Source organism: Nostoc sp. (genome assembly GCF_041747015.1).
Classification (GTDB): domain Bacteria; phylum Cyanobacteriota; class Cyanobacteriia; order Cyanobacteriales; family Nostocaceae; genus Nostoc.
On the sequence record NZ_JBGTFY010000321.1, the window covers coordinates 14,778 to 37,982 of the forward strand.

15 protein-coding genes and 1 pseudogene are annotated in these 23,205 nt (G+C 40.8%); 13 read left to right on the forward strand and 3 right to left on the reverse strand.

The annotated features are described in order from the left end of the window. Positions 1–643 precede the first annotated feature (643 nt). From ACEW80_RS25920 to murI, 3 genes are all read left to right on the forward strand, one after another. Complete coding sequence (locus tag ACEW80_RS25920) at positions 644–2,518, forward strand: N-acetylmuramoyl-L-alanine amidase (protein WP_373529355.1); 1,875 nt, start codon at positions 644–646, stop codon at positions 2,516–2,518. A 309-nt stretch (positions 2,519–2,827) separates the two neighbouring features. Continuing rightward, complete coding sequence (locus ACEW80_RS25925; protein ID WP_373529356.1) at positions 2,828–4,711, forward strand: N-acetylmuramoyl-L-alanine amidase; 1,884 nt, start codon at positions 2,828–2,830, stop codon at positions 4,709–4,711. Between the two features lie 99 nt (positions 4,712–4,810). Then, positions 4,811–5,680, forward strand: coding sequence for a glutamate racemase (murI, locus tag ACEW80_RS25930; RefSeq protein ID WP_373529357.1), 870 nt, complete (start codon positions 4,811–4,813; stop codon positions 5,678–5,680). 62 nt (positions 5,681–5,742) lie between these two features. On the opposite strand, the gene ACEW80_RS25935 is transcribed toward murI, so the two are convergent. Then, positions 5,743–5,940 (reverse strand): hypothetical protein, encoded by a 198-nt coding sequence (locus ACEW80_RS25935; RefSeq protein ID WP_373529370.1) that lies wholly within the window; start codon positions 5,938–5,940, stop codon positions 5,743–5,745. Between the two features lie 947 nt (positions 5,941–6,887). Between ACEW80_RS25935 and sds the strand changes: the two genes are divergently transcribed. Continuing rightward, positions 6,888–7,859: a solanesyl diphosphate synthase gene (gene sds, locus ACEW80_RS25940; protein ID WP_373529358.1), complete on the forward strand. Its 972-nt coding sequence runs from the start codon at positions 6,888–6,890 to the stop codon at positions 7,857–7,859. A 298-nt stretch (positions 7,860–8,157) separates the two neighbouring features. On the opposite strand, the gene ACEW80_RS25945 is transcribed toward sds, so the two are convergent. Next, positions 8,158–8,631, reverse strand: a complete 474-nt coding sequence (locus ACEW80_RS25945) for a hypothetical protein (RefSeq protein ID WP_373529359.1) — start codon at positions 8,629–8,631, stop codon at positions 8,158–8,160. A 206-nt stretch (positions 8,632–8,837) separates the two neighbouring features. On the opposite strand from ACEW80_RS25945, the gene hetZ reads away from it, so the two are divergent. From hetZ to ACEW80_RS25960, 3 genes are all read left to right on the forward strand, one after another. Next, positions 8,838–10,043 (forward strand): heterocyst differentiation protein HetZ, encoded by a 1,206-nt coding sequence (gene hetZ, locus ACEW80_RS25950; protein WP_373529360.1) that lies wholly within the window; start codon positions 8,838–8,840, stop codon positions 10,041–10,043. Continuing rightward, positions 10,036–11,013: a PatU gene (locus ACEW80_RS25955; protein ID WP_373529361.1), complete on the forward strand. Its 978-nt coding sequence runs from the start codon at positions 10,036–10,038 to the stop codon at positions 11,011–11,013. Before hetZ ends, ACEW80_RS25955 begins: the two co-directional genes overlap by 8 nt. Positions 11,014–11,314: 301 nt before the next feature. Beyond that, complete coding sequence (locus ACEW80_RS25960) at positions 11,315–13,636, forward strand: DUF3488 and DUF4129 domain-containing transglutaminase family protein (protein WP_373529362.1); 2,322 nt, start codon at positions 11,315–11,317, stop codon at positions 13,634–13,636. A gap of 78 nt (positions 13,637–13,714) precedes the next feature. On the opposite strand, the gene ACEW80_RS25965 is transcribed toward ACEW80_RS25960, so the two are convergent. Continuing rightward, on the reverse strand, positions 13,715–15,106 hold the full coding sequence (locus ACEW80_RS25965; RefSeq protein WP_373529363.1) for a hypothetical protein: 1,392 nt from the start codon (positions 15,104–15,106) through the stop codon (positions 13,715–13,717). Positions 15,107–15,608: 502 nt separating this feature from the next. Between ACEW80_RS25965 and ACEW80_RS25970 the strand changes: the two genes are divergently transcribed. From ACEW80_RS25970 to ACEW80_RS25995, 6 genes and pseudogenes are all read left to right on the forward strand, one after another. Next, positions 15,609–16,718, forward strand: a complete 1,110-nt coding sequence (locus ACEW80_RS25970; protein WP_373529364.1) for a serine protease — start codon at positions 15,609–15,611, stop codon at positions 16,716–16,718. A gap of 3 nt (positions 16,719–16,721) precedes the next feature. Then, entirely contained in the window at positions 16,722–17,804 is a 1,083-nt protein-coding gene (locus ACEW80_RS25975) for a hypothetical protein (RefSeq protein WP_373529365.1), read from the forward strand. Positions 17,805–17,970: 166 nt separating this feature from the next. Next, a complete protein-coding gene (locus ACEW80_RS25980) occupies positions 17,971–19,140 on the forward strand; it encodes a hypothetical protein (protein WP_373529366.1) in 1,170 nt (389 codons plus the stop codon). Further along, positions 19,125–20,027: an AAA family ATPase gene (locus tag ACEW80_RS25985; protein ID WP_373529367.1), complete on the forward strand. Its 903-nt coding sequence runs from the start codon at positions 19,125–19,127 to the stop codon at positions 20,025–20,027. The genes ACEW80_RS25980 and ACEW80_RS25985 overlap by 16 nt, the downstream gene beginning before the upstream one ends. An 11-nt stretch (positions 20,028–20,038) precedes the next feature. Next, entirely contained in the window at positions 20,039–21,244 is a 1,206-nt protein-coding gene (locus ACEW80_RS25990; RefSeq protein WP_373529368.1) for a hypothetical protein, read from the forward strand. Positions 21,245–21,246: 2 nt separating this feature from the next. After that, positions 21,247–23,205: pseudogene (locus ACEW80_RS25995) on the forward strand (hypothetical protein); the annotation flags it as partial.

Here is a 23,205-nt window from a genome sequence, read left to right on the forward strand (position 1 = left end):
AGCGTCTGAATCAAGGAGTTTAAGACCCTCAAGATCCCGACTAATTGATTCTGACTTCTGACTTCTTTTTCAATACTAAGTTTTGAGCGAAAATCACTCAAGACTCAGGATGCTGAATTCAGCACTGTGACATTGCTTTGAAGATTTTGCTATTGTCCAGTGGAAACTTCTCTCCCCAAATTTCCGTCTCGTGTGATTGTAGAATAATTGTCTGTTTCTAATTTCTACGAGCATTCGGAATGTTACTTATTTCTAGTCTCCCTCGGCTTGTAAAACTTTATCTGAATATTTTCCAGATAATTGGGGAGTAACATCTATAAATTTTGTTAGATCATCTGACAGTAGTGGGAATTATTAACTTAGTGCATCGATGACAACAAAGAACAAACACTTATTAGTAAACAGTTATCAATTATCAGTTTTGTAGCTTCCTGGGGATTCAGAATCCTCCACCTCTACAGGTGGATATTTCACATGGGGATTTAGACCCAAGATAAGTGATAACTGATTTAAGTATGTCTTTATACCATTTTAAAAAATCAAAGAAGGCATAAAGGTCAAGTTTAGGTGGTGACGGTGTGATGATTTACCAATGAGTTGAGATATTAACGGCTCCCATGAACGTGAATTAGGAGAAAGAACTGTGAAATTACACTGGTTACTACCCAGCACTATTGGAACTATCTTCATGCTATCCTCGCCGGCAATGGCCGCGAGACTTGAATCTTGGCGCTTTGATGCCAATCAAAACAGGCTGGAAATTAATACTGTGGGGGCAGTTCAACCCCAGGCACAACTAATTTTTAACCCGACTCGACTGGTAATTGATTTGCCAGGAACTACATTTGGGCGTCCGCAAATAACCCAACAGGTAGGTGGTGGGATTCGCTCGATCCGGGTTGGGCAGTTTGATACAGAGACAACGCGCATAGTTGTCGAACTGACTCCTGGTTATACTTTAGACCCCAAACGAGTCCAATTTGTTGGTGCAACTGGCGATCGCTGGACGGTGCAATTACCGACGCCAGAAGTCGAAAAAGTTGCTTCACCTCCGAGAAGTGTTTACAGTGTTGTTACCCCAGACTCTGAGCCTCAACCTACTATTTCAAAGGTTCCCACGACTACACAAGGGGCGACTAAAATTGAGAACTTACAAGTAACAGGGGATGGGTTGTTCCTTCGCACCAATGGCGGTAATCCTGCAATTCAGGTAATTCGCAGCCGCGATCGCGCTACCATCTTCATGGATATCTCTGGCGCATCTTTATCACCACGTCTGGCGCAACAGAATAATATACCCGTTAATAAACATGGTATTAGCCGCGTCGAATTAACTCCACTCCGAACTCAAACTCCTGGTGTCCGCCTGACTTTGCGGGTAGATAAAAATAGTCCAGACTGGCGAGCAACTAATAGTAACGGCAGTGGTTTGGTAGTTCTGCCTAATCGCGTTGTCGGATTGCTTGGAAGTAATAATTCGGACAATCAGTCAGAACCTTCTTCCTTTCCTAGTAGAACATCTGCTAACAACTCGCCAGCAACAATTGAGTCTGTGCAACTTGTTGATAATGGCACACAACTGTTAATTAAAGCCGACCAAACTTTATCTGCCACAGGAGCCTGGGATAGATTATCAGGTGTGTTCCGCATCACAATTACCAATGCCAAATTAGCTCCCAGAGTCACAGGGCCTACTTTTGCTGCCAATAGCCCCATTCTTCGGGTACGCCTGCAACCCCAAGAACCCAACACTGTCGTTGTCTTAGTTCAACCAGCAGCCGGAGTCCAAATTGGGCAACCTAAGCAAATCGATGACCAGCTTTTAGTACCAATACAAGGCTCTCGGCGAATTGTCGCCCTCCCTGGAAGACCCCCCTTTGCTTTACCTGGACTACCACCGCCAAACCGTGGGTCATTCCCAGACCCAAATAATCCCAATCCTCAGCCCCTATTACAACCACGTCGTCCATTTGCCAATGGGCGATTGGTAGTGATTATTGACCCTGGACATGGTGGCAAAGACTCTGGAGCAGTAGGTCTTGGGGGATTACGCGAAAAGGATATCATTTTGTCTATTGGCAGAAGGATCGGTGGGATTTTGCAGCAAAATGGCATACAAGTAGTTATGACGCGGGATTCTGACTATTTTGTTACCCTTCCGGGACGAGTGCAATTAGCAGAGCGAGCTAATGCTGATGTATTTGTTAGCATCCACGCTAATGCAGTTGGTCCAGGTCGTTCCGATGTCAGTGGCTTGGAAACATATTATTACGACAGTGGTTTAGGTCTAGCTCGCACTGTCCATAACAGTATTCTCCAAAGCGTGAATGTCAAAGACAGGAGAGTGCGACGAGCGAGATTTTTTGTCCTCAGAAAAAGTTCTATGCCCTCTATTCTTGTAGAAACAGGTTATTTGACTGGGCGAGAGGATAACGCTAAACTCAGAACCTTAGCTTACCAAAATCAAATGGCAGAAGCGATCGCTCGTGGCATCCTTCAGTATCTAAAGAGAAGATAAGTAATTTGGTCTAAATTATTGAGTAAATACATCTAATCTTTACCAATTTAGTAGTAAAACAATTTAAGTATTCTTGCTGCGGGATAAGACTAACTTCTTTGTTATTGTCATCTGATGCTTTGAAAGTCAAATTTATCTGAGCTAATGGATGGCATGGCAAAATCAGAGGAGCGTGCTATATATATTTTACGCCATTAGCTGTGTCTTAATAACAGCGCAAAACTCAAGTGGACGCGGTGATGGTGTGAGGATTTGCCAATATGTTGAGATGTTGACGGCTTCCATAAATGTGAATCAGGAGAAAGAACTGTGAAATTACACTGGTTACTATCCAGTACTATTGGAACTATCTTCATGCTATCGTCGCCGGCAATGGCTGCGAAACTCGAATCTTGGCGTTTTGATGCCAATCAAAATAGGCTGGAAATTAATACTTTAGGGGATGTTCAACCCCAAGCACAATTAATTTTTAACCCGACTCGTTTAGTAATTGATTTGCCAGAAACCACATTTGGGCGTCCGCAGCTAACCCAACAGGTGGGCGGTGGAATTCGTTCTATCCGGGTTGGGCAATTTGACGAACAAACAACACGCATAGTCGTTGAATTGAATCCTGGTTATACTTTAGACCCCAAACGAGTGCAATTTGTGGGCACAACTGGCGATCTGTGGACAGTGCAATTACCTACGCCAGAAGCCGAAAATGTACCCTTAAAAAATACTGATGAACAGCAAGGAGAAGTTATCGCCACAGAAACTTCACCAGTCTTATCTCCAAGAAATATTTACAATGTCGTAAGAACCGGCACTGTCAATCCACCTAACAACAGAATGGTTCTCGCTAGGGTTACTCAAATTGAGAACTTACAAGTCACAGGCGATGGTTTTTTCATCCGTACCAGTGGTGGTAATCCTCAGATTCAGGTAAATCGTAGCGACGATCAGAAGGCGATTAACATTGACATTGCTAGCGCAACTTTATCACCAAGTCTAGAGCAACGGGATTTATTGATTAATCGCTTTGGTGTCAACCGTATCCAATTTACCCAACTGCAAACAAGCCCATCTGTTGTTCGCCTGACTTTACAAGTGGACGAAAATAGTCCAAATTGGCGAGCAACCACTAGTAGTGTTGGTGGTTTTGTCGTTATACCTAGTCGTGGTATTACTCAGTTACTTGGAGGTAATAGTCCACGCTCTATACCATCTGCTAATAGTTCACCTGCTACTATTGAGTCTGTAGAACTAGCTGGTAATGGCACACAACTGCTGATTAGAGCCGACAAAACTTTATCTGCTATAGGCGGCTGGGATAGAACCTCTGGTCTGTTCCGCATCACTATCAACAATGCTAAGTTAGCTCCCAAAGTCACAGGCCCTAGTTTTAATGCTAATAGCCCGATACTGCGAGTCCGCCTGCAACCACAAGAATCTAATGCTGTTACTGTCTTGGTTCAACCAGCAGCCGGAGTGCAAATTGGGGAACTCAACCAAGTTGGCGACCAACTTTTGGCTCTAGAATTACAACGCTCTGCTAGCGTTACACCGCCCATTGCTCTACCTCCTCTGCCATCGCTAAATCAAGGACAATTCCCAAACCCCACAGATAATCCCCGGCCAATTTCCCAGCCACAGCCACGCTCCTCAGTTCCTAGAGGGAAATTGTTAGTAGTTATTGACCCAGGACATGGTGGAAAAGACTCAGGCGCTCCCGGTCTGGGTGGACTTTTAGAAAAAGATGTAATCTTGCCTATTGGTAGAAGGGTAGGAGCAATTTTAGAGCAAAATGGTGTACAAGCAGTGTTAACGCGAGATGCTGACTTTTTCGTAGAACTTCAGGGACGGGTAGACATTGCTGAACGAGTAAATGCAACTTTGTTTGTCAGCATTCACGCTAATTCGGTTGATAATCGCCCTGATGTCAATGGCTTGGAAGTATATTATTACGACAGCGGTTACGCTCTGGCTGAAGTAGTTCGCAATACCATCCTCCAAGATATTAATACTCTCAAAGACCGGGGAACCCGCAAAGCCAGATTCTACGTTCTCAGGAAAAGCTCCATGCCTTCGATTTTAGTGGAAACAGGCTATATGTCTGGTCGAGAGGATAATCCCAGATTGAGAACACCGGAATATCAAAATCAAATGGCAAAAGCGATCGCTCGTGGTATTCTTAAATATTTACAAAGATAATATTCAAATTTCTTTTACGTGCAGAATTTAGTGGTAAATTTGGGGATTGTTTGCTAAATTCTGTATTTTAGAGTCAAAAACCTAAGTTAACATCTGCCTGTGTATTCATCTTCCATCTTTAAAGGCAATCTTGACGATCTTTCCGAGCAAGAACAAGAACCCCAACGTGCCCAAATTGGCATCTTTGATAGTGGTGTGGGTGGACTAACGGTACTGCGACAAATATATCGGCAACTCCCCAATGAATCAATTGTTTACTTTGGGGATACAGCTCGGCTTCCTTACGGAATTCGTTCACAAGCAGAAATTTTGCAATTTACGCGGGAAATTATTACCTGGCTACAACAGCAGCAGGTAAAAATGGTGATTATGGCTTGCAACACCAGTTCGGCTCTAGCACTAGAAACCGTGCGTCAAGAATTTAGCATACCTATTCTGGGAGTGATCTTACCAGGGGCAAGGGCAGCTGTGCAGCAAGGAAAACGGATTGGTGTAATTGCAACCCCAGCTACAGCTAAGAGTAATGCTTATAAGCACGCCATACTCGAAATTGCTCCTGATGCCCAAGTCTGGCAAGTTGGATGCCCAGAGTTTGTACCACTGATTGAACAAAACCGCATTTACGACCCCTACACTGCGGAAGTAGCACGAGCTTATCTAGAGCCTTTACTACAGAAAGAAATTGATACTTTAGTTCACGGCTGTACCCATTATCCACTCCTAGCACCAGTATTGCGATCGCTCCTCCCCTCTCAAGTCCAGATGGTTGACCCAGCTGTTCATGTTGTGGCAGCTTGTGTCCAAGAACTAGACTTACTAAGCTTAAGAAATACTCACCCGCCACTACCAACTCGCTTCGCCGTCAGCGGTTGTCCGCAACAGTTTTCCCAGTCTGGAGTGCAGTGGCTAGGCTATACCCAAATGGTTGAAGAGGTTTGCTTCACTGATATCGCTATTTCTCAACTCTAATAAAACTAATTTGTCCTTAGTCCTTTAATCAAAACAAATGACAAATGACAAATGACAAATGACTATTGACTATTAACTGCTTCAGTTACCTTTGTTATTACTGATATTTCCTGCTTGTGTTCTCCTTTGGTAGAAGAAGGAAAACTTGTAGCAACAGTCTTTGTGACCGTTCGCTTTGCCAGTGCTAATAACAGGTAAACTGTGAACAAATATCCAGACGCTAAAATAAAAATCATCATAGGTATACTTCCGTAAATTATTGTTCTACCAGCACCTTTTGCAAACGAATCTAAAATTTTATAAAATTAGTAGAACCTCAGCCAACCAAGTGCATTCTTGATGGCTATATTTTGCTATAGTAAAACTACCTATAAAAATTAAATTCTATACGGACAAAGAATTTATTATCTTATGCAAATTTTTACAGACCACACATCCCACAGCAGTTAGATTGTCGTCTGACAAGCTAAAACTGCGATTCTCAAGGGTCTACTTGATCTGCGTTATTTTTGCTCACACTGCTATGAAAAGAGAAATGCTTGCGCTCAACGTGCGCTCAAGACGTGTAGCGGCTTTCCATAGGAATATCGCATAGCTCCAAACCAGGAGTTTTGCATATCTTAGGAAACATCAAAGGAATCGTTCCCTCAATATAACCAATGACTAGCTATTTTAGACACACCACACCAACTAAGTATAATCAACTAATAGGTGACTTGACTTTTGGGGTGTGAATATCTGAAAAATTTATAATTCCTATGTTTTAGAGTAACACAACGACTCTGAATTTTAATCTCACTCGCCTGCTAAATTTCAAGTTTTTTCAATAACCATACCTCAGGCTTAGAGAAATTTAGTCTTAGCCATTGGTGAAAAATTAAAGTTGTATCCAGTTTGTCAATAAGTAATATTGCTTGAATTTGAGTTTAATCTGTCTGTAGCGGCAAACTTGGAAATGCGGGGAAACGCGTAACACCATCTTCAGTAGAAACTCTTCCCATATACCGAGAAGTCATATTCTTCGTTTCCAACTGATCTGCCAAAATTAAGCATAATTACTTGTTGACAAATACATTATTAACTTAGAATTCAGCAATAGACTAAAAAATGGGATTACTTTATGAAAACTTTGCACCGGCACAGGGTTATCTTAAAATAAGTGTAGGATATGTAAACTTTCGTAACCTAAGTCAGAGTCCGCCCATCCATGACCCCAGCCACCTCCCTGTTTACCCCTGTGGAAGCAGACCTGCAAGTACTAGCAGATAACCTAAAACAGCTAGTTGGAAACCGCCACCCCATTCTGTTTGCAGCAGCCGAACATTTATTCGGAGCTGGGGGAAAGCGGATCAGACCAGCAATTGTCCTGCTAATATCGCGGGCAACAATGTTAGAACAAGAGATTACGCCGCGTCACCGACGCTTGGCTGAGATTACAGAAATGATTCACACAGCAAGCTTGGTACATGACGATGTGGTAGATGAATCAGATGTGCGGCGAGGCGTTCCCACCGTTCATAGTTTGTTCGGGAACCGCATTGCCATATTAGCAGGAGATTTTCTTTTTGCCCAATCGTCGTGGTATTTAGCAAACTTGGACAATTTGGAGGTAGTGAAACTACTTTCAGAAGTAATTATGGATCTGGCTACTGGGGAAATCCAGCAGGGACTAAATTGTTTTGATGCTAGTATCTCTATTGAAACTTACCTCCAGAAGAGTTATTACAAAACAGCTTCGTTAATGGCCAACAGTTCTAAAGCTGCTGGGTTACTCAGTGAAGTCTCTAGAGAAACTGTTGAACATATGTATGGCTACGGTCGTCATTTTGGTATCGCATTTCAAATTGTTGATGACATTTTAGATTTCACTAGTACAACAGATACTTTGGGTAAACCAGTGGGGTCTGATCTGAAAAGTGGCAATCTGACTGCACCCGTTTTATTTGCTTTAGCCCAAAAACCATCTTTGGAAGTGCTGATTGACCGAGAGTTTGCCCAAGAAGGGGATTTAGAGCAAGCACTGGAAATAATTCAAGATAGTCAAGGTATACAGCAGGCGCGAGAGTTAGCTGCTCACCATGCTAAGTTGGCAATTGAACATCTTGCAGTTCTCCCACCCTCAGAGTCTCATCAGGCATTGATTAACATAGCTGAGTACACACTAAGTCGCCTCTATTAAATCAGTTATCAATTCTCAAGTAGAAAGTAGGAATTTAGACCCCAAGTAAAACTTTCCACCTGTCTTAAATGGGGGACTCTGGCTGACTGGGAAACTAAAACTTGAAAACTGAAAAATGTTCACTGATAACTGTTTTTTTATCAATTTTAGGTTTCACAGAAAGTTAAGCCGATCGCGCGGTGTAAGAGAAAGAAAAAATTTCGTTTTTCCCTAATTTAGAAAACTTTTTTCCAGGAATTTGAGATTTAATATTTTGGATGTGGGATTGTATCTAAAAAATCCCACATCCAAATTTTTTCTATGCAATATCAGGGGGGATCTGTTTAGGCGATCGCTCTTGTCGTAACTGTTGCTGCATCAGTTTTTCTAGTTCAGTTCGCCGAACTTCAAAGGTATGAGTGGTCTTACCCGGCGTCTCCAAAAAAACGATACTCTCTACGGGGTCTAATGCCATCAATTGGAACAAAATATGGGTTACAGGAACAATTTTAGCTACCATTTGAGGGTCAAGCCCAGCAGGGGAAATTAGAGAGATATCTTGTATGGTAGGGAAAGCGTAAATAACCCGCTTTTCCAATCCTGGATTAGTCCGATTGCTCAATGTAGTTAAAACCCAGCTTGCCTCCGAATTTTGGAGAATATAGTACTGGGAGTAGCGTAATTTTTGAGCGATCGCTCTCAGGGCAGGAGCAATTGCTGCAACAAGATGTGGTGTCACCCCATCGCGGGGTGCATGATCAATCAGCAATTGAATTTGTGCTTCTAAATCCATAATGACTTGTATACGGCTCCTGGGTAATGGCAATAACATCTATCAAAATGTGAACAATCCCATCAGAATTGGGAATAATAAAATCAGCCATATCCTAAATGTAGGATTGGTCTGCGTTTAGCTTATACGTAAAACTCAAAAAGCCAATACCCACAGTCGTACAGGTTGTATTTAACTTAAGTTAGGGTCTTTTGAAAACCGAGACTATGAATTCAGCCGCAACCGCAACTATTCCATCTGCAACTATTCTGGGAGAAAATTCTACAGGCGTGGAGGTGATCTTTCAACTCTTGTCCAGGGAGTTCCAGCAGTCAACCAAAGCTTCGCAACAAAATTGCCACGATGTAGCAACACGTATTACTAGCGAAGTCTACCGGATTTGTCACGAGAGTAAACGTATTCAATCTTCTGGAACTGTAGAAAGCTCGGCGATGACCCTCGCCCGACATCGGCTACAACAATGTCTCAGGTACTATCAGTTTGGTTCAAATCGGGGCAGGGTAGAATTACACAGTACTTTGAGTGCAATTATTTATCGTTATATTAATCCGCCTCAGAAGCAATTGAGCTATCAAGGGCGGCTGACGATAATTGAAGACTTCCTCCAGAGTTTCTATCTGGAGGCATTAAACGCTTTCCGGCGAGAAAATCAACTCGGTGCCACTTATCGCCCTCAAACGCTTCTGGAATTGGCAGAGTACATGGCATTTACCGAGCGCTATGGCAAGCGTCGAATTCCTTTACCAGGTCGTCAGCAGCAGTTAATTATCCTGCGGGCGCAAACTTTTTCGCAACAGCAGCCCCCTGAAACCAGCGTAGATATAGAGCAAGCATCAGAAGGCAGTAATAATGAAGGTGATGGTTCTTGGGAAGAGCCAGCAGTACACAAATTGCGCTCCACAATGGCAACGCAAGTCGAACCAGAACCCGAAGAAGACACCTTGCGCTCCGTTGTGATTACGGAATTAATGAGTTATCTCGAACAACGACAACAATCTGACTGCGCTGATTACTTTTCCCTCCGCCTCCAGGATCTATCAGCACAGGAAATTGAGTCGATTTTAGGTTTAACCCCTCGTCAGAGAGATTACTTACAGCAGCGCTTTAAGTATCATTTAATTCGGTTTGCCTTGTTGCACCGTTGGGAATTAGTTCACGAATGGCTGGAAGCTTCTTTGCACACAAATTTGGGCTTAACTCCCCAGCAATGGCAAGTATACACAGCAGAATTGGACAACAAACAAAGGTCTTTATTAGAGTTGAAGCAACAAGGAGAAGCCGATGAAAAAATAGCAAAAACTTTAGGGCTGTCAATGGCACAACTTCAAAAACGATGGTTTAAAATTCTTGAACAAGCTTGGGAAATTCGTAACTCATTAGTATCCGGATCAGGTGCATCTACTCATGAATAGTGACTCAGAATCCTTACAACACCAGTGTCTCGATTGGTTATTGACAGATAATGTCAAAAATAACGAGCCATCGGTAGAATGTGAGGAAAATGACGGGGTAAAAAACCTCCTCAACGAAGCCACTGCTTCAAAAAGCAGTCAGCCAAAATTGGGAGGAACGCCCCAGACCTTTCAATTGGGAGAAATTCCTACTGTGCAAGATCGTTTCCAAGCCGTCCTTAAGCGTCGGTTACAAATCCAAGTCCAAGACCATCCACCGTTGTTTCCCTGGGAAACACAATTAATCGACTATCCTGATTTTGTTGACGAGCCGTCAATGACACTCGTTCCTACCTGGGGATGGATGGTACAACAGGCGAAGCTAAATCTGCCACGTCCCTTGCCGGAGAGAGTTTTCCGGCAATTGCTAGAACAGTGTCAGGCGTTGGTTACATCTTCGGTGCCGCTGGGGGCAAAATTAGTTCAGGCGGTGGAGAACTTTTTTCCCAACGAGTCTCAAACGCTAAACGATATAGCTGGATTGGTGCTAAGAAGCACCTATCGATCTGTAAATACTCTGGAGACAATGCCCAGTATTCAGAGCGATTATTCAGATTTGCAACCACGTCAACAGATGGCTTTGTCGTTGCTAGCAGCTAAACAACTGCTAGAAAATTTGACTCTGCCACTTTCAGCAACCAGTCCAGTGGTAGAAAGACAATGGCTAACCAGTGTCGGTACTTTGAATATCAGAGTAGAGTACCAGTCTCTAGGTAAACTTACGAAGTTGCTTGTTCAGGTTGAGTTACCCGTTAAAGGAACTTTGACACTTCGGGGAAGTGGCACCTTAGCAATGGCAACATCTTCGACTTCGGGATACTTAAGTGTAGAGTTAGGCTGCGAGCAACCTAACCCAACTTATACTCTGGAAGTTGAGTTTCCAGAAATAGACCAACAGTCTTTGTTGTTCGTTATTAGCCCCACGACTTAGTTTAAATTGCCAGCGCTAGCACACTACGTCGCTCAACGCCGATATATATTAAGAGGATTTTCCTGGTTTTGAAGCTTATCCTATTTTTCAAAAAAGGGTCATTAGGGCGTCTACGAGAAGCAGTTATTACAAAGACACAGGGATGTGGACGCGGAGAGAGTATTTGATAATTTCTCCGCGTCTTTGCGTCTTCTTCCCTCTCTATCATTTTTTATTTGATACAGTAGCAAGGTAGGCAATTATGTCTCCCGTATTGTGTCCGTTGTAGTCGCATCTACATCATTGCTTCGCTTAGAGTCAAATGTTTAACTTATCCAGGATAAATCGGTTTTGGCCTCTCCGTGTAGGCAATTTCCGGCGGAAAAATCCACAGGAGTCGTCTTTGACAGAAGTGGAAGATTCAATTTCTTTGCGGGTGCTGGTGCTAGCGTTGGTTATTTTGGGAATTGTGGCGACGGATATCGCCGCCGAAACTTCATTTAGTTTTTGGGCGTTACCCCTGAGTGTATTGGGTGCGATTTGGAGTTACTATCGTCGCCGCGATCGCAATGTTGCAATTCAATTCTGCATCGCTATCGGTATGTTAGTGGCACTTGGTGCTTTCTTTGGGCGGTTAGTGGGAGAGTTAAATGATACGCGGTTGGGTTTGGCTGAGTTATTAATTCAACTCCAGGTGTTGCATAGCTTTGATACACCCCGCCGGAAAAATTTGGGCTATTCGATTGTGATCGGACTGATTTTATTGGGTGTGGCAGGAACCCTAAGTCAGACTTTAGCATTTGCCCCTGTGTTACTGTTATTTTTAGCGATCGCTCTGCCAACTTTAGTGCTAGATTATCGCTCACGCTTGGGTTTACAGCCATTAAAAACTCAAAAGGAAAAATTCAATAAAAAGAATTCCTCAATTATTAATTTTAAATTTTTAATTCTGAATTTTTTGCTAATTGTCGGTCTAGGGCTGGCAATTTTTGCTGTTTTACCAAGATTCCCTGGCTATCAGTTACGGAATTTCCCTGTAAGTTCTGCTATTCAAGTAAAAGGCAGTTTTACAGGGCGTAGTATTATTAATCCCGGTTATGTCCGCCAAGGTAAAGGTAATAATCAAGGCAATGGTAGCGGTGGTACGGGACAAAATAAAACTGGTCAACCAGGTAAAGTAGATAATAATTTTTATTACGGTTTTAATAGCCAAATTAACCAAAACTTGCGCGGCGAGATGAAACCTAAAGTAGTGATGCGGGTGCGATCGCAAGCTGAGGGTTTTTGGCGAGTATTAGGATTCGACCGTTATACAGGTAAGGGATGGGAAGTTTCTCGCAATGAAGATGTTACCACTATTAAGCGATCGCCTTGGTCTTATCAAATTTTTCTTCCCCGATCTGTGATTATTGGTAAAACCCAAGAGATAGTACAAACTTATACAGTTGTGTCGGATTTGCCTAACCTAATTCCAGCGATGAGTTATCCCAAAGAAGTTTACTTTCCAGCACCAATTATCGCTGTTGATAAAGAAGATGGATTGCGATCGCCTGTAGAATTATCAGAAGGATTCACCTATACAGTAATTTCCGAAGTACCATACCGCGATCAGACTTTGTTAGGTGCAGCTTCCACTAAATATTCGCAATATATTAAAAAGCATTATCTGCAAATTCCTCCCGAAATTGCCGAAAAAGTCCGGCAACGGACTGAAGAAATTCTCGTCAACTACAATCAAGAAAAAGTCGCAAAGTCTTCTAAAAGCCTAGATTCACCTTATGAACAGGCTCTCTACTTAGCTCAATACCTAAAGCAACACTACTCTGTTCCTCAAAATCCCTTAGAATTGCCTTATTTGAGTGAAAAAGAAGACTTGGTAGAAGCTTTTTTATTCAAGCAAAAAGGAGGCTATCCAGACCATTTCTCAACAGTTCTCACAGTGATGTTGCGTTCCATTGGCATCCCAGCGCGGTTAGTAGCAGGGTTTAGTGCAGGAGAGTTTAATCCATTTACAGGGCTGTATGTTGTCCGTAACACTGACGCTTATGCGATGACGGAAGTGTATTTTCCTAAATATGGTTGGTTTGCCTTTGACCCCATTCCCAATCATCCCTTGATTCCCCCATCTATTGAAGACACTCAAAGTTTTAGTGTGTTACGCCAATTGTGGCATTGGGTTGCTGGATGGCTGCCTTCTCCGGTGACAGGTTTGTTGAATAATGTATTTGGGACAATACTTAGGTGGATAATTAGAGCGATCGCTTGGTTTTTAGCTTTATTCTCTCAAGGTTGGTTCGGCGTATTAACTGGCTTAATCTTGACGACTACAGCAGCTTTCTGCGGTTGGTTGGGTTGGGGTCAGTGGCGAGAGTGGCGCAATCGCCGATGGTTAAAGAAATTGCCAGCGATGGAGAGCCTTTATCAGCAAATGCTGCAATGGACAGCCCAAAAAGGTTTAGGCAAACACCCAGCACAAACACCCCTAGAATATGCTAAAGGATCGTACCAGCATCATACTTCAGCAATTGCTGAGGTAATAGATGATATTAGCCAAGCTTATGTTAGTTGGCGTTATGGTGGTCATACACCTAACTTGAAGGGACTGCGAGAAAGATGGCAAGGTTTGAAAAAGGCTGCTAAGTAATTCAACACTTTGTATAAACTTTCTATTGTATCTTGAATCAAAGATCGCGATCGCAATGCCATAATGGGCAGGTAAAAGTTAGTTTTTTTGAATAGCGAAACAGAAACGTCCAATCACAACTTTATTATTTTTCATAACGTTGTCTGTACTAGCTTTTAAACCTTCCAAGAATGGTTGCAAGTTGTAAGTTTTCCCATTGCTACTTGTATTGCTAGTTGCATTCCATTCCGTCCACCAGTCTTCTTTTTGTACTCCTTTAGCAACTGCATCAACTGTAAACAAGTAAATCCCGGCTTCGGGAATCACACTTGGTTTAATTGTCGTTAAAAATTTGAGATTTTTATTTCCATCTATTTCCCATTGACTGAGTTCTAAAGTCTGTGCCAAGGGAGAATCTTGAGGTTGTGCTTTAAGTTGTTTTTCTAAAGTATCAGAAGCTTCAATCTTTATTTCTGTTTGGATAGAATTCGGGTCAACTAGCAACGTGTTACTTAAAGGCAATAAAGGAATACTATATTTAAGAGGAAATTCCTTATTTTCATGATTTTCTATTTCAAATAGTTCAGTTTTATTATCTTTTTTGTCTAATGCAACATTACCATCATTAAGTGATTCTCGTCTGCTTAAGCCTTCTGGAGTTTCAGGAGAGTTTTGCAGATAAGATAAACTACTTACTAAATTATTAGGTGAAAAAATAACTAAGTGGCTATCTTCAGGTAATTTTTTGGTATCACTCAGTTTTTTAAAGTAGTAACTGATATCACTATAATGACCTAAAAAAATGGCATAGAATGGTTTAAATTCTTGGGTTCTAATTAGATTGCCTTGGGCATCATTAGTGTTGTATGGAAAATCTTTTTTTGTGCCATCTTCTATATAAACCTTGCCATTAAATTCACTTCTTATTGCTAAAATACCTGCTGCGTATCCAAGTTGGTTTGGATTAAAATAATTTTGCTGAATTTTTTGAGTAAGTTTAGTTACATCCTCACCCTGTTGATATAAATCTGTGACAATTACTGTCAGTTTTCCATCTTCAGCAGAGGTAATAGCAGTTTCTATTTTGCTGACTCCTTGTAAGCGGAACTTGGGGTCACTACCACTGTAAAAATTGGGGTATCGGGCTTGAAGATAGCCTTCACGATCAATTTTTTCACTAGTTTCCCCTAAACGGTTGTATTCGATTTGCGGCTGATCTCTCAGTGCAGGTATCCCACCAACTGATAATGTTTGGTCAAGCAAATCGATTGTTTCAATATAGCGAGTTTTGGTGTTTGTAGGATGAGTTACATATCCTTGCATAGATGGTGTACCGTCTACATACATGGCAACAGCCAAAGATTTTGACTGTGGAGGGGGACTACCAGGTAAGGGCAAATCACAGCTAATTTCTTTTGATTCTGGTGGTTTACAGGCAATCAGTAGCACAGGCATAGCGATCGCTAAAATTAGCCACTTTACTCGAATCATGCTCAACCTTCAGCACAAAAGTGCATAGTTCATACTTTATCAAAATAATTTACACTATTTACGTACCTTAATATGCATTCTACCCAGCTAAGTAATACAGGTTGCTAATTATTGAATTTTATGATTTCTGTAAATTTTACGAAAAAATAAAAATTTAGATTTATATATTTTGTATGTTTGGATACAAAATCTTGTCTATTGTGGCACTCGGAGAGTCATAAATAGCAACTTATGTTAAGTAATCTGAGTAGAGCATAGTTGCTTTTTTTACCTACATTAAAATTTTTAACAAAATGTCACCATCCTTACTACATTTGTAAATTTTAATGTCTGAAATAGTTTATAGTATTATCATAAATAATGATGATAATACTGAAAAAAGCCATGCTTATCTTTAATTTGCTAGCTATTTAGAAAATAGATAACGACACTTTATATTACATCTATCTATTTTTATTTAATAAAAAAATACGCTATAAAAATCTACCTATAGAAAGTGATTGTGATTAATTCAGAACTTTATCAGCGATTAAAGAAAGCTTTATTAAGATGTGAGCAATTTGATAATACTCAACAATTGCGGAGTTTCTTTGAATCAAATGAACGACTTGAACCTTGGCAAGATAGTTTGCCAAGCTACACTACTAGTCGGAGTGGATTTGTAGAAGCAGTAATTGGCTTTTTAATCAAGAACTATCGAGGTAATCCAAAAGAAAATGTGCTAGTCATTTTGGTCAAGTTGCTAGCGAAGAATATAAATATAGCAGATAGTCGTCATCAAACCTTAGCTGAGTTAGCACAGGAACTAGAGACTGTTCTTTCAAAGAATCCTGATAGCAAGCCCGAAATTGAAGTTACTACGAAAACAGACTTCAAACCAGAAGCTAACTCAAAGGGTGAGGCTTTTTCTCCCATTATATTAAGTGAGAAATTGCTGACTTGTGCTCGCGCAGTTGCTCATATAAGTGTGTCAAAAATTGTTAATGGCAATACGAATAAAGTACCAACAGGTACAGGATGGTTAGTAACTCCCAAGCTGGCATTGACCTGCTGGCATGTCATTGAAGCTAGAGGTGATAGGGATGGATTAGTTGATGACTATAATCTTCAACAGCAAATTAAAAATAGCATCTTGACTTTTGACTATACTCAATTCGCCCAAGGAATTCAATATGGTGTAGAGAAGTGTGAATATAAAAACTATGATTTAGATTATGCTGTTTTACGTATAGGCGATCGCAACGATCATCCTCTAGAAAATAGGGGTTTCTTGAAATTAGATAGATATGCACCTTTAACAAAAGTATTACAGCTATATGTGATTCAACATCTTAAAGGACAGCCACAGCATGCCTCTACAGGATTTTTTGTCGAGAATGATGTATCAAACAACAAGCAAATCCTTCACAGTGCGCCTACTGAGAAGGGAACATCAGGCGCACCTGTATTGAATGTTAATAACTGTCAAGTGGTAGCACTACACAATGGTGAAGATACAAATAAAGGATTTCGGAAAGCTACATTAATCAGTGCCATCTTATCTGATCTGGAATCAAACTGTTCAAATCTGTATAAAGAAATTGTGACAGCGCAAACTACCTATAAGGAGTAAATCATGTCAACAGGTGTTAGTCCCCTTTATTACCCACAGCAACCTAAGCCTCCATTCGATCTGAAGTTAGATGACAGCTACTTTTTGGTAAAACTGCACAATACTCAGGCATTCTTTCAAGCGAATTGGCTAAACCAACTTGATTTTGTTACTTTAAGTTCCTCTGTTAAAAGCTCCTTAGAACCTCATTCTACTCAAAGTTTGCATAAAATATCTACAATCAAAAAAAATATCCCTTGCCAGTTAGGTATTGGTACTAATTTAACTGACTGGTTACCAGCCCGTGTTAGTGATTCATTACAAATAGATATCAAATACACGGTATTACAAGATAAACCTATACGTAATTTCATAACTCAAATGGAACAGGCTGATTTGGTCGCTAAGTTTTCGTTACGACCAGATTGGGCTGTAGCTCTCAAGGTGAGTAATGTCGTTGGAAAATTGTTGAGCTACCTACTGCAAGAAGGCGGTAAACATGAAATTTTCTCGTTAAATATAAGTCTCAACGTAGCAGATTTAAAAACAGGCTACTACGTTGTTATTGGCTCCCATAGTGATGAAGATTGGCCTACACCGAAATATCTAGAAATTGATGCCAATGGACGTTTAGTAGATAAAAGCTCAGGAAGTTTGCTTTCACGTCTGTCATATACTGTCATTCAAGTACTAGGAATTCCACAACTTCAACTTCGGCAGCAAGATTTTCGTGACCAGTCTTGGTGGGAGCTATTGCAAACGGTTAAAGAAGACATACTTGATAATGGTTTTACGAATGAGTATGAACGCCAAAAATTACTAGGTGAATGGTCGTTTGCACTGAAGCAGGCTCGCAGTTTAGCTCGTAAGCGACGTGAATTTTTATGGTCGGAAATTCAAGGAGTTATTGCAGCGGCTCAAATGGAAGTAGATAAAAAACTACAACCCCAAACTCAAGCTGAATCTTATGGAGCTGATGAATTACCAGATGAGTTGCAAGCTATTTTAGGAGTAGAAACCGAGCAGGAACTTCAAAATTTAGCAGTAGATTATCAGCGAAAAGTAGAAGTATCTCAGCAATTGCTGGAACAGTATAATTTATTATAGGACTCATATTTGATTTTTGAAATATTACGTAGGGTGCGTTATGCCTCTGGCTAACGCACCATCTGAAGACTTTGGTGCGTTACGCTACGCGATAACACACCCTACACATACTTAGATTTTTTCATAAATCAAATCGTATTCCTATAGGAGATTGAATGTGGGGTCGTTGGATCAAGAGTTATACCAATTATGTAAAAAATTGTTTTTGAAATGCGGTCAATTTGAAAACTATAAAAGTCTGTGTAACTTTTGTGCATCACAAACAGAACTAGAGATTGTATCGGAAAATCTTGAAGATGCTACTAATCCTAAAAAGTTAGTTGAAATAAATCTCCTTAAATTTCTTCAAACTAAATCTACTGAAAATGGCTATATAATTCTCCCTTTCGTAAAGGCTTTAATAGCTGATTGTAACTCAGGAGATGCTCTCCACAATGAACTGAATGATCTAAAGACAAAATTGGAAAAATATTATGAAAATCAAGCATCTCAACCAAAAACAACTCAGTCTGATCAGAAATCCTATAAATCTATTTTCGATGATGATTGCTTAAAATCACCTAAAGTATCTCCTTCACAAAGAACTCTGCCTGATAATCTCAAACTCTTCAAATCTATTCTCAACATTGACTTTGATGAGCAGCAAAATCAGGTGATAGAAGCCCTAAACAGGGACAAGATTGGAGCTTTTCTGATTCATGGTTTACAAGAACATGGGCAAGAAGTTTTGGTGACTCGACTATCTCAATTGTCAAACTTGCGAAGGAATCAGCGGCAGCCAGTCTCCATTAAAATGGGTAACATCAAAAGCATAGACTCGTTGTGGCATGAAGTTGCCCAGCCCTTTTTTGGTTCAGAACAGCGCGCTCTTGATTATACAAAAGGAGAAATTGTTGATAAAATTTTGGAATGTTTGCAAACTCAGACTGTAATTTTTATTTTTTTTGAAGTTCATCAATGGGGAGTTTTATTAAATAGTTTAATTGAAGATTTCTGGTGTCCAATAATAGAGAAAGCCTCTCTTAACAAAACACATTTAGTAATGTTTTTGATCGATAATCAGGCAAAGGTTGGTGAATTAAACATTCCTTGGGTTGCAGATCATAATGAACGAGACTACCCCAGAAAACCCCTATGTTTGAACCAAGCTGAGAGATTTACATATAAAAAGCTTCAGAATTGGTTGAACGCAATAGATGTAGAAGTACCAGATAAACTAACTGCCGAAAGATTGATGCAGAGGCCACACTTGGGTATTCCTGAGCGTGTTTATCGACAAATTTGTATTGAATGTAATTCTAAATGGGAAGTGATATCACAATGGTTAATTCTATAAAACCTCTTGTTTACACGGGCACAAAGCAACCCTCTCCAACAGAATATGAGAGTAAACGACTTAGCCCTTACAAACCTTCACCTGAATTAATTGAAGCCGTAAAGCTCACTATTTTTTTAAAGAAACGTCCTTTATTACTAAAAGGAGAACCTGGTTGCGGTAAAACTTGCTTAGCGCAAGCTGTGGCTTACGAGCTTGGCTTACCTTATGAGTCTTGGTACATCAAGTCCACAACTAAGGCAAAAGATGGTTTTTATTCTTACGATGCAGTTGGTCGTCTCCACGATGCACAATTGGCACGTCGTGACGAGCAGCAACAATCCAAGGTTGATGACCTTAGTAAATACATTAAACTTGGCCCACTAGGTCGTGCCTTTCAAAATGATCAGCGTACTGTAGTGCTAATCGATGAAATTGATAAGGCTGATCTTGATTTTCCGAATGATTTGTTACAAGAGCTAGATGAAAAGCGATTTATGATTCAAGAAATGGGAGAAGAAATTAAAGCAAAACATCCACCCATTATATTTATTACTAGTAATGATGAAAAAGATTTACCGGATGCCTTCTTACGTCGTTGCTTATTTCACTATATTGATTTTCCCTATGAACAGTTAGGAGATATTATTAAGTTACACTTTCCGGACTCATCAGAGGAGGAGATAACCGAAGCAGTCATCAGCTTTACCAAACTACGAAGAAGAATGGAGAAAGACAGCGGCAGAACTGGTAAAAAAGTTAGCACCAGTGAGTTGATTGACTGGTTTACGCTGCTGCGTCAATATCCAGAAGAGAATGAATTAGCAAAACTTGACAGAAAACTTCCTTTCGCTGGAGCCTTGCTCAAGTATTGGAAGGATTATCGGCAGTACCAAAATACTCCATAAGAGGAGAAAACGTGAATCTTACCGAAATTCCTTTGCTGAATGATTTGCTGAAGCTTTTTAAGGGTTTGCGCGATTGCGGTCTCCCCCTTGGAGTGGATGACTACCTTTTGGCATTGGAAGCGTTGCAAGGTGGATTTGGTATTGGCGATCGCCAAGCTTTGGAGCAGCTTTGTTGTACACTATGGACAAAATCTCCAGACGATGCTATTAAGCTGCACAAACTGTTAAATAAGCTGCTAGAGCAAGCACAGACTGACACTGAACAATCCTCTACTGTTAAATCATCACCTGTTAAAGAGAAATTTGATCCATCTCGACCAGAAATTCCATTAATAGAGCCTGAACCATCTGCTGATTCTTCTATAGCTCCACCTGTCGAAGAGACATCCCAGGCTTCAGATTCATTCACGGAGACTTTTGAGTCTAGAAATGAAGGTATTTCACCTGCCGATCTGCCTTTAGAAATAGAAGAACCTGAGCAAGTAATTCAAGCTATCCGCAGTAGTAAGCGCGATCGCTCCATAATGATTTACCCCCGTCAACACTCAGGCGATGAATACTTGCCAGTAACTAGTCGGCAAATCAAGCAAAGTTGGCGCTTTCTCCGCCGTCCTGTACGTGAAGGTACGTTAGATGCATTGGATGTAGGAGCTACGATAGCTCAGGTTTCTCAACAAGGCGTGTTACTTAAAGCGATGCTGATGCCACGCTATGTAAACCGGACTCTACTTGTGCTATTGGTTGACCAAAATGGTTCAATGGTACCTTTTCATCATCTTTCCCATCACTTAATTGACAAAGCTCAACAGGGTGGAAACATCACTCAAACCCGTGTTTACTACTTTCATAACTATCCAGAAGAATATATTTATCATGACTCAACATGCATAAAAGCTCAGTTGCTTACAGAGGTTTTAGATTCAATTGATCAAAAAGCAGCAGTGCTAATCGTTAGCGATGCAGGTGCAGCACGCGGTTATTATAATTCAGAGCGAGTTGAGTACACCCAGGAGTTTATTGAAAAAATTAAGCAGTCAGTTCGTTATTACGCTTGGCTCAATCCCATGCCTAATGATAGCTGGCAGCATACCACTGCTGGTGATATTGCTGGCTTTGTGCCAATGTTTGAGATGAGTCACCAGGGATTAAATGCAGCGATTAATACCTTACGTGGGCGCTATGTTTACTGCGATCGCCCCTATTCGTGGATGTTGTAGTTATGCACAATAACAATGATGCCGCTTCAGAATTGGCTATTGAGCAAGCTAAAGCATCTGCTATTGAGAAAGCTAGAGGATTTGCCCAAAAATTTGGCCGAGCACATATCGACTTAGCATGTCACGCTGCTTTGCCACTGCTACTGACTCCAAACCTGCTTTACCAAATTTGGCTTCGCTTTGTATCCGAAGCTCCCTGGACAGCAGTTGCTCGCGTACTTTTGTCTGGTCTGTGTCGTGAAGTAGGTTATGAACTTTACGAGATGAATCTTGATGTCCGCAACTTATTATTAACAGAACTCAAGAAAAATCAGGAGCATTTTGGTTCAGAGCGATTGGATGAATTAGCAAAGTTTTTAATGGATTATGTCAAAGAAGAGCTGGAAGGGGAAGATTCTGGCGTAAAAGACTTAGCCCAAGCCCAATATTGGACATCTCTTGTTTATACAAAACCTGATCAAGCCATTAATGAATTAGTCAGGGCTATTGAGCTGAGGTTAAAGGAAGAAAACTGGCAAGAGCTTTTTCGCCTAGCATCATTAGTAGAAACTTTTGCCGAGCCACTAACAGAATTTGCTCCACTTCTGATTACATATGCTCGTGGAATGCGGAGTTATACCCGTTGGGATAAAGAAGAAGCAGAAAAACAATTTAGAAAGTTACCAAGGCGCGGAAATCTAGTTCAAATTGGCGGAATAGATTTGTCAATTCCCTTAAAAGTTCGTCTTGTCAATGGACAAAAGAAGTCGGTTACTTTTTTACTGCCAAGATTAAAGCAAAATGCTGATATCAGATTGATTGATGAGCCAGGGAAATGGGAAGCCTACGGAAGTCGAGTCTTTGGAAATGTGGCTTCTAGCTTAAAATATGAAGCCCCAAAAGAGATAAAAAACCTTGACTTACTGCCAACAATGTGGTCCCGTCCTGTGTCGGTAGAGATGGCACTGCATAATAATCACTATCCCATCCGTGAGCAAATGATTGAGCAGTGGCAAGGAATGTTAGCAGCATTAGCCTTGGCCGAAGTGCGTAATTTTCCTCTAACGGCGCAGCTGCTAGAACTGCGGGATTTTAGGCATGAAAAATTTACAAGTTCACTGTGGGAACTTTTACCTAATGATAATAATAGTCTTTACACCCTAGAGAATAAACATTCTTGGGAAGATATATACATATTTTTATGGAATGGCAAACCAGTAGGGATGAGTTCACCTAGTACATTGGTTTGTCCCTCTGAAGAAGGAGAATGGTTAGGATTACCTTGGTGGCAAAATTGCAGATTGCACTCACCAATTCAGCATCTGAATAGCTTTGAAAAATCACTACTGTGGCGCTGGTTAAAAAATCTTCGCAAACAGTTAAATAACCATAATGGTAAGAAACAAGCTATCAATACAATTGGTGGGCTTATAGATCAATTCTGCAACAATTTAAATGCAGATACACAACCAGCCCTCAGCTTAACAGAAGATCCACAGTTTTTTGGAGTTCCCCTGAATCGAGGTGTACTCATTGCTCTCAATAAACCTGTAAAATCTCTGGAAAGACCTTCTAATGTCCGTTTAATTCCTAGTCCCGAAAAATTGATTTCCAATCCCGAAAAAGGAAAATCACTTGATTTACTAATTATCGACCCAGAAATTGCCAGGTCATGGAATGAATCACCACAACATATCTGGGTGCATGGTGGCAAAACTTTAGCTTCTTTAAAAATTGAAGATTTGCAGACCAAAAAACTGATTTGGCAGGATGTAAGATGGATTGAATCAAAAGATTTATTCTTGCCAGAATTCTCTTTTATTAATCTAGAGGAAGCTTTGCCTGGTGCTTTTCTGCCGAAAGAAACTGTGCCTTTAACTTTCGAGGGTGAACGAATTACGCCACTGATTCCGATCAATCCCATACTACTAGAGTATTTAACACCTGAAGATATCATTCGCCGAATTCAATTACAGCCATTT

What these genes read in the sequence shown, in the direction of transcription:
- ACEW80_RS25985 (WP_373529367.1), top strand. Translation starts at nt 19,125, where the DNA reads ATGGTTAATTCTATAAAACCTCTTGTTTACACGGGCACAAAGCAACCC.
- ACEW80_RS25960 (WP_373529362.1), top strand. Translation starts at nt 11,315, where the DNA reads ATGTTTAACTTATCCAGGATAAATCGGTTTTGGCCTCTCCGTGTAGGC.
- ACEW80_RS25975 (WP_373529365.1), top strand. Translation starts at nt 16,722, where the DNA reads ATGTCAACAGGTGTTAGTCCCCTTTATTACCCACAGCAACCTAAGCCT.
- ACEW80_RS25965 (WP_373529363.1), bottom strand. Translation starts at nt 15,106, where the DNA reads ATGATTCGAGTAAAGTGGCTAATTTTAGCGATCGCTATGCCTGTGCTA.
- ACEW80_RS25945 (WP_373529359.1), bottom strand. Translation starts at nt 8,631, where the DNA reads ATGGATTTAGAAGCACAAATTCAATTGCTGATTGATCATGCACCCCGC.
- hetZ (WP_373529360.1), top strand. Translation starts at nt 8,838, where the DNA reads ATGAATTCAGCCGCAACCGCAACTATTCCATCTGCAACTATTCTGGGA.
- ACEW80_RS25955 (WP_373529361.1), top strand. Translation starts at nt 10,036, where the DNA reads ATGAATAGTGACTCAGAATCCTTACAACACCAGTGTCTCGATTGGTTA.
- sds (WP_373529358.1), top strand. Translation starts at nt 6,888, where the DNA reads ATGACCCCAGCCACCTCCCTGTTTACCCCTGTGGAAGCAGACCTGCAA.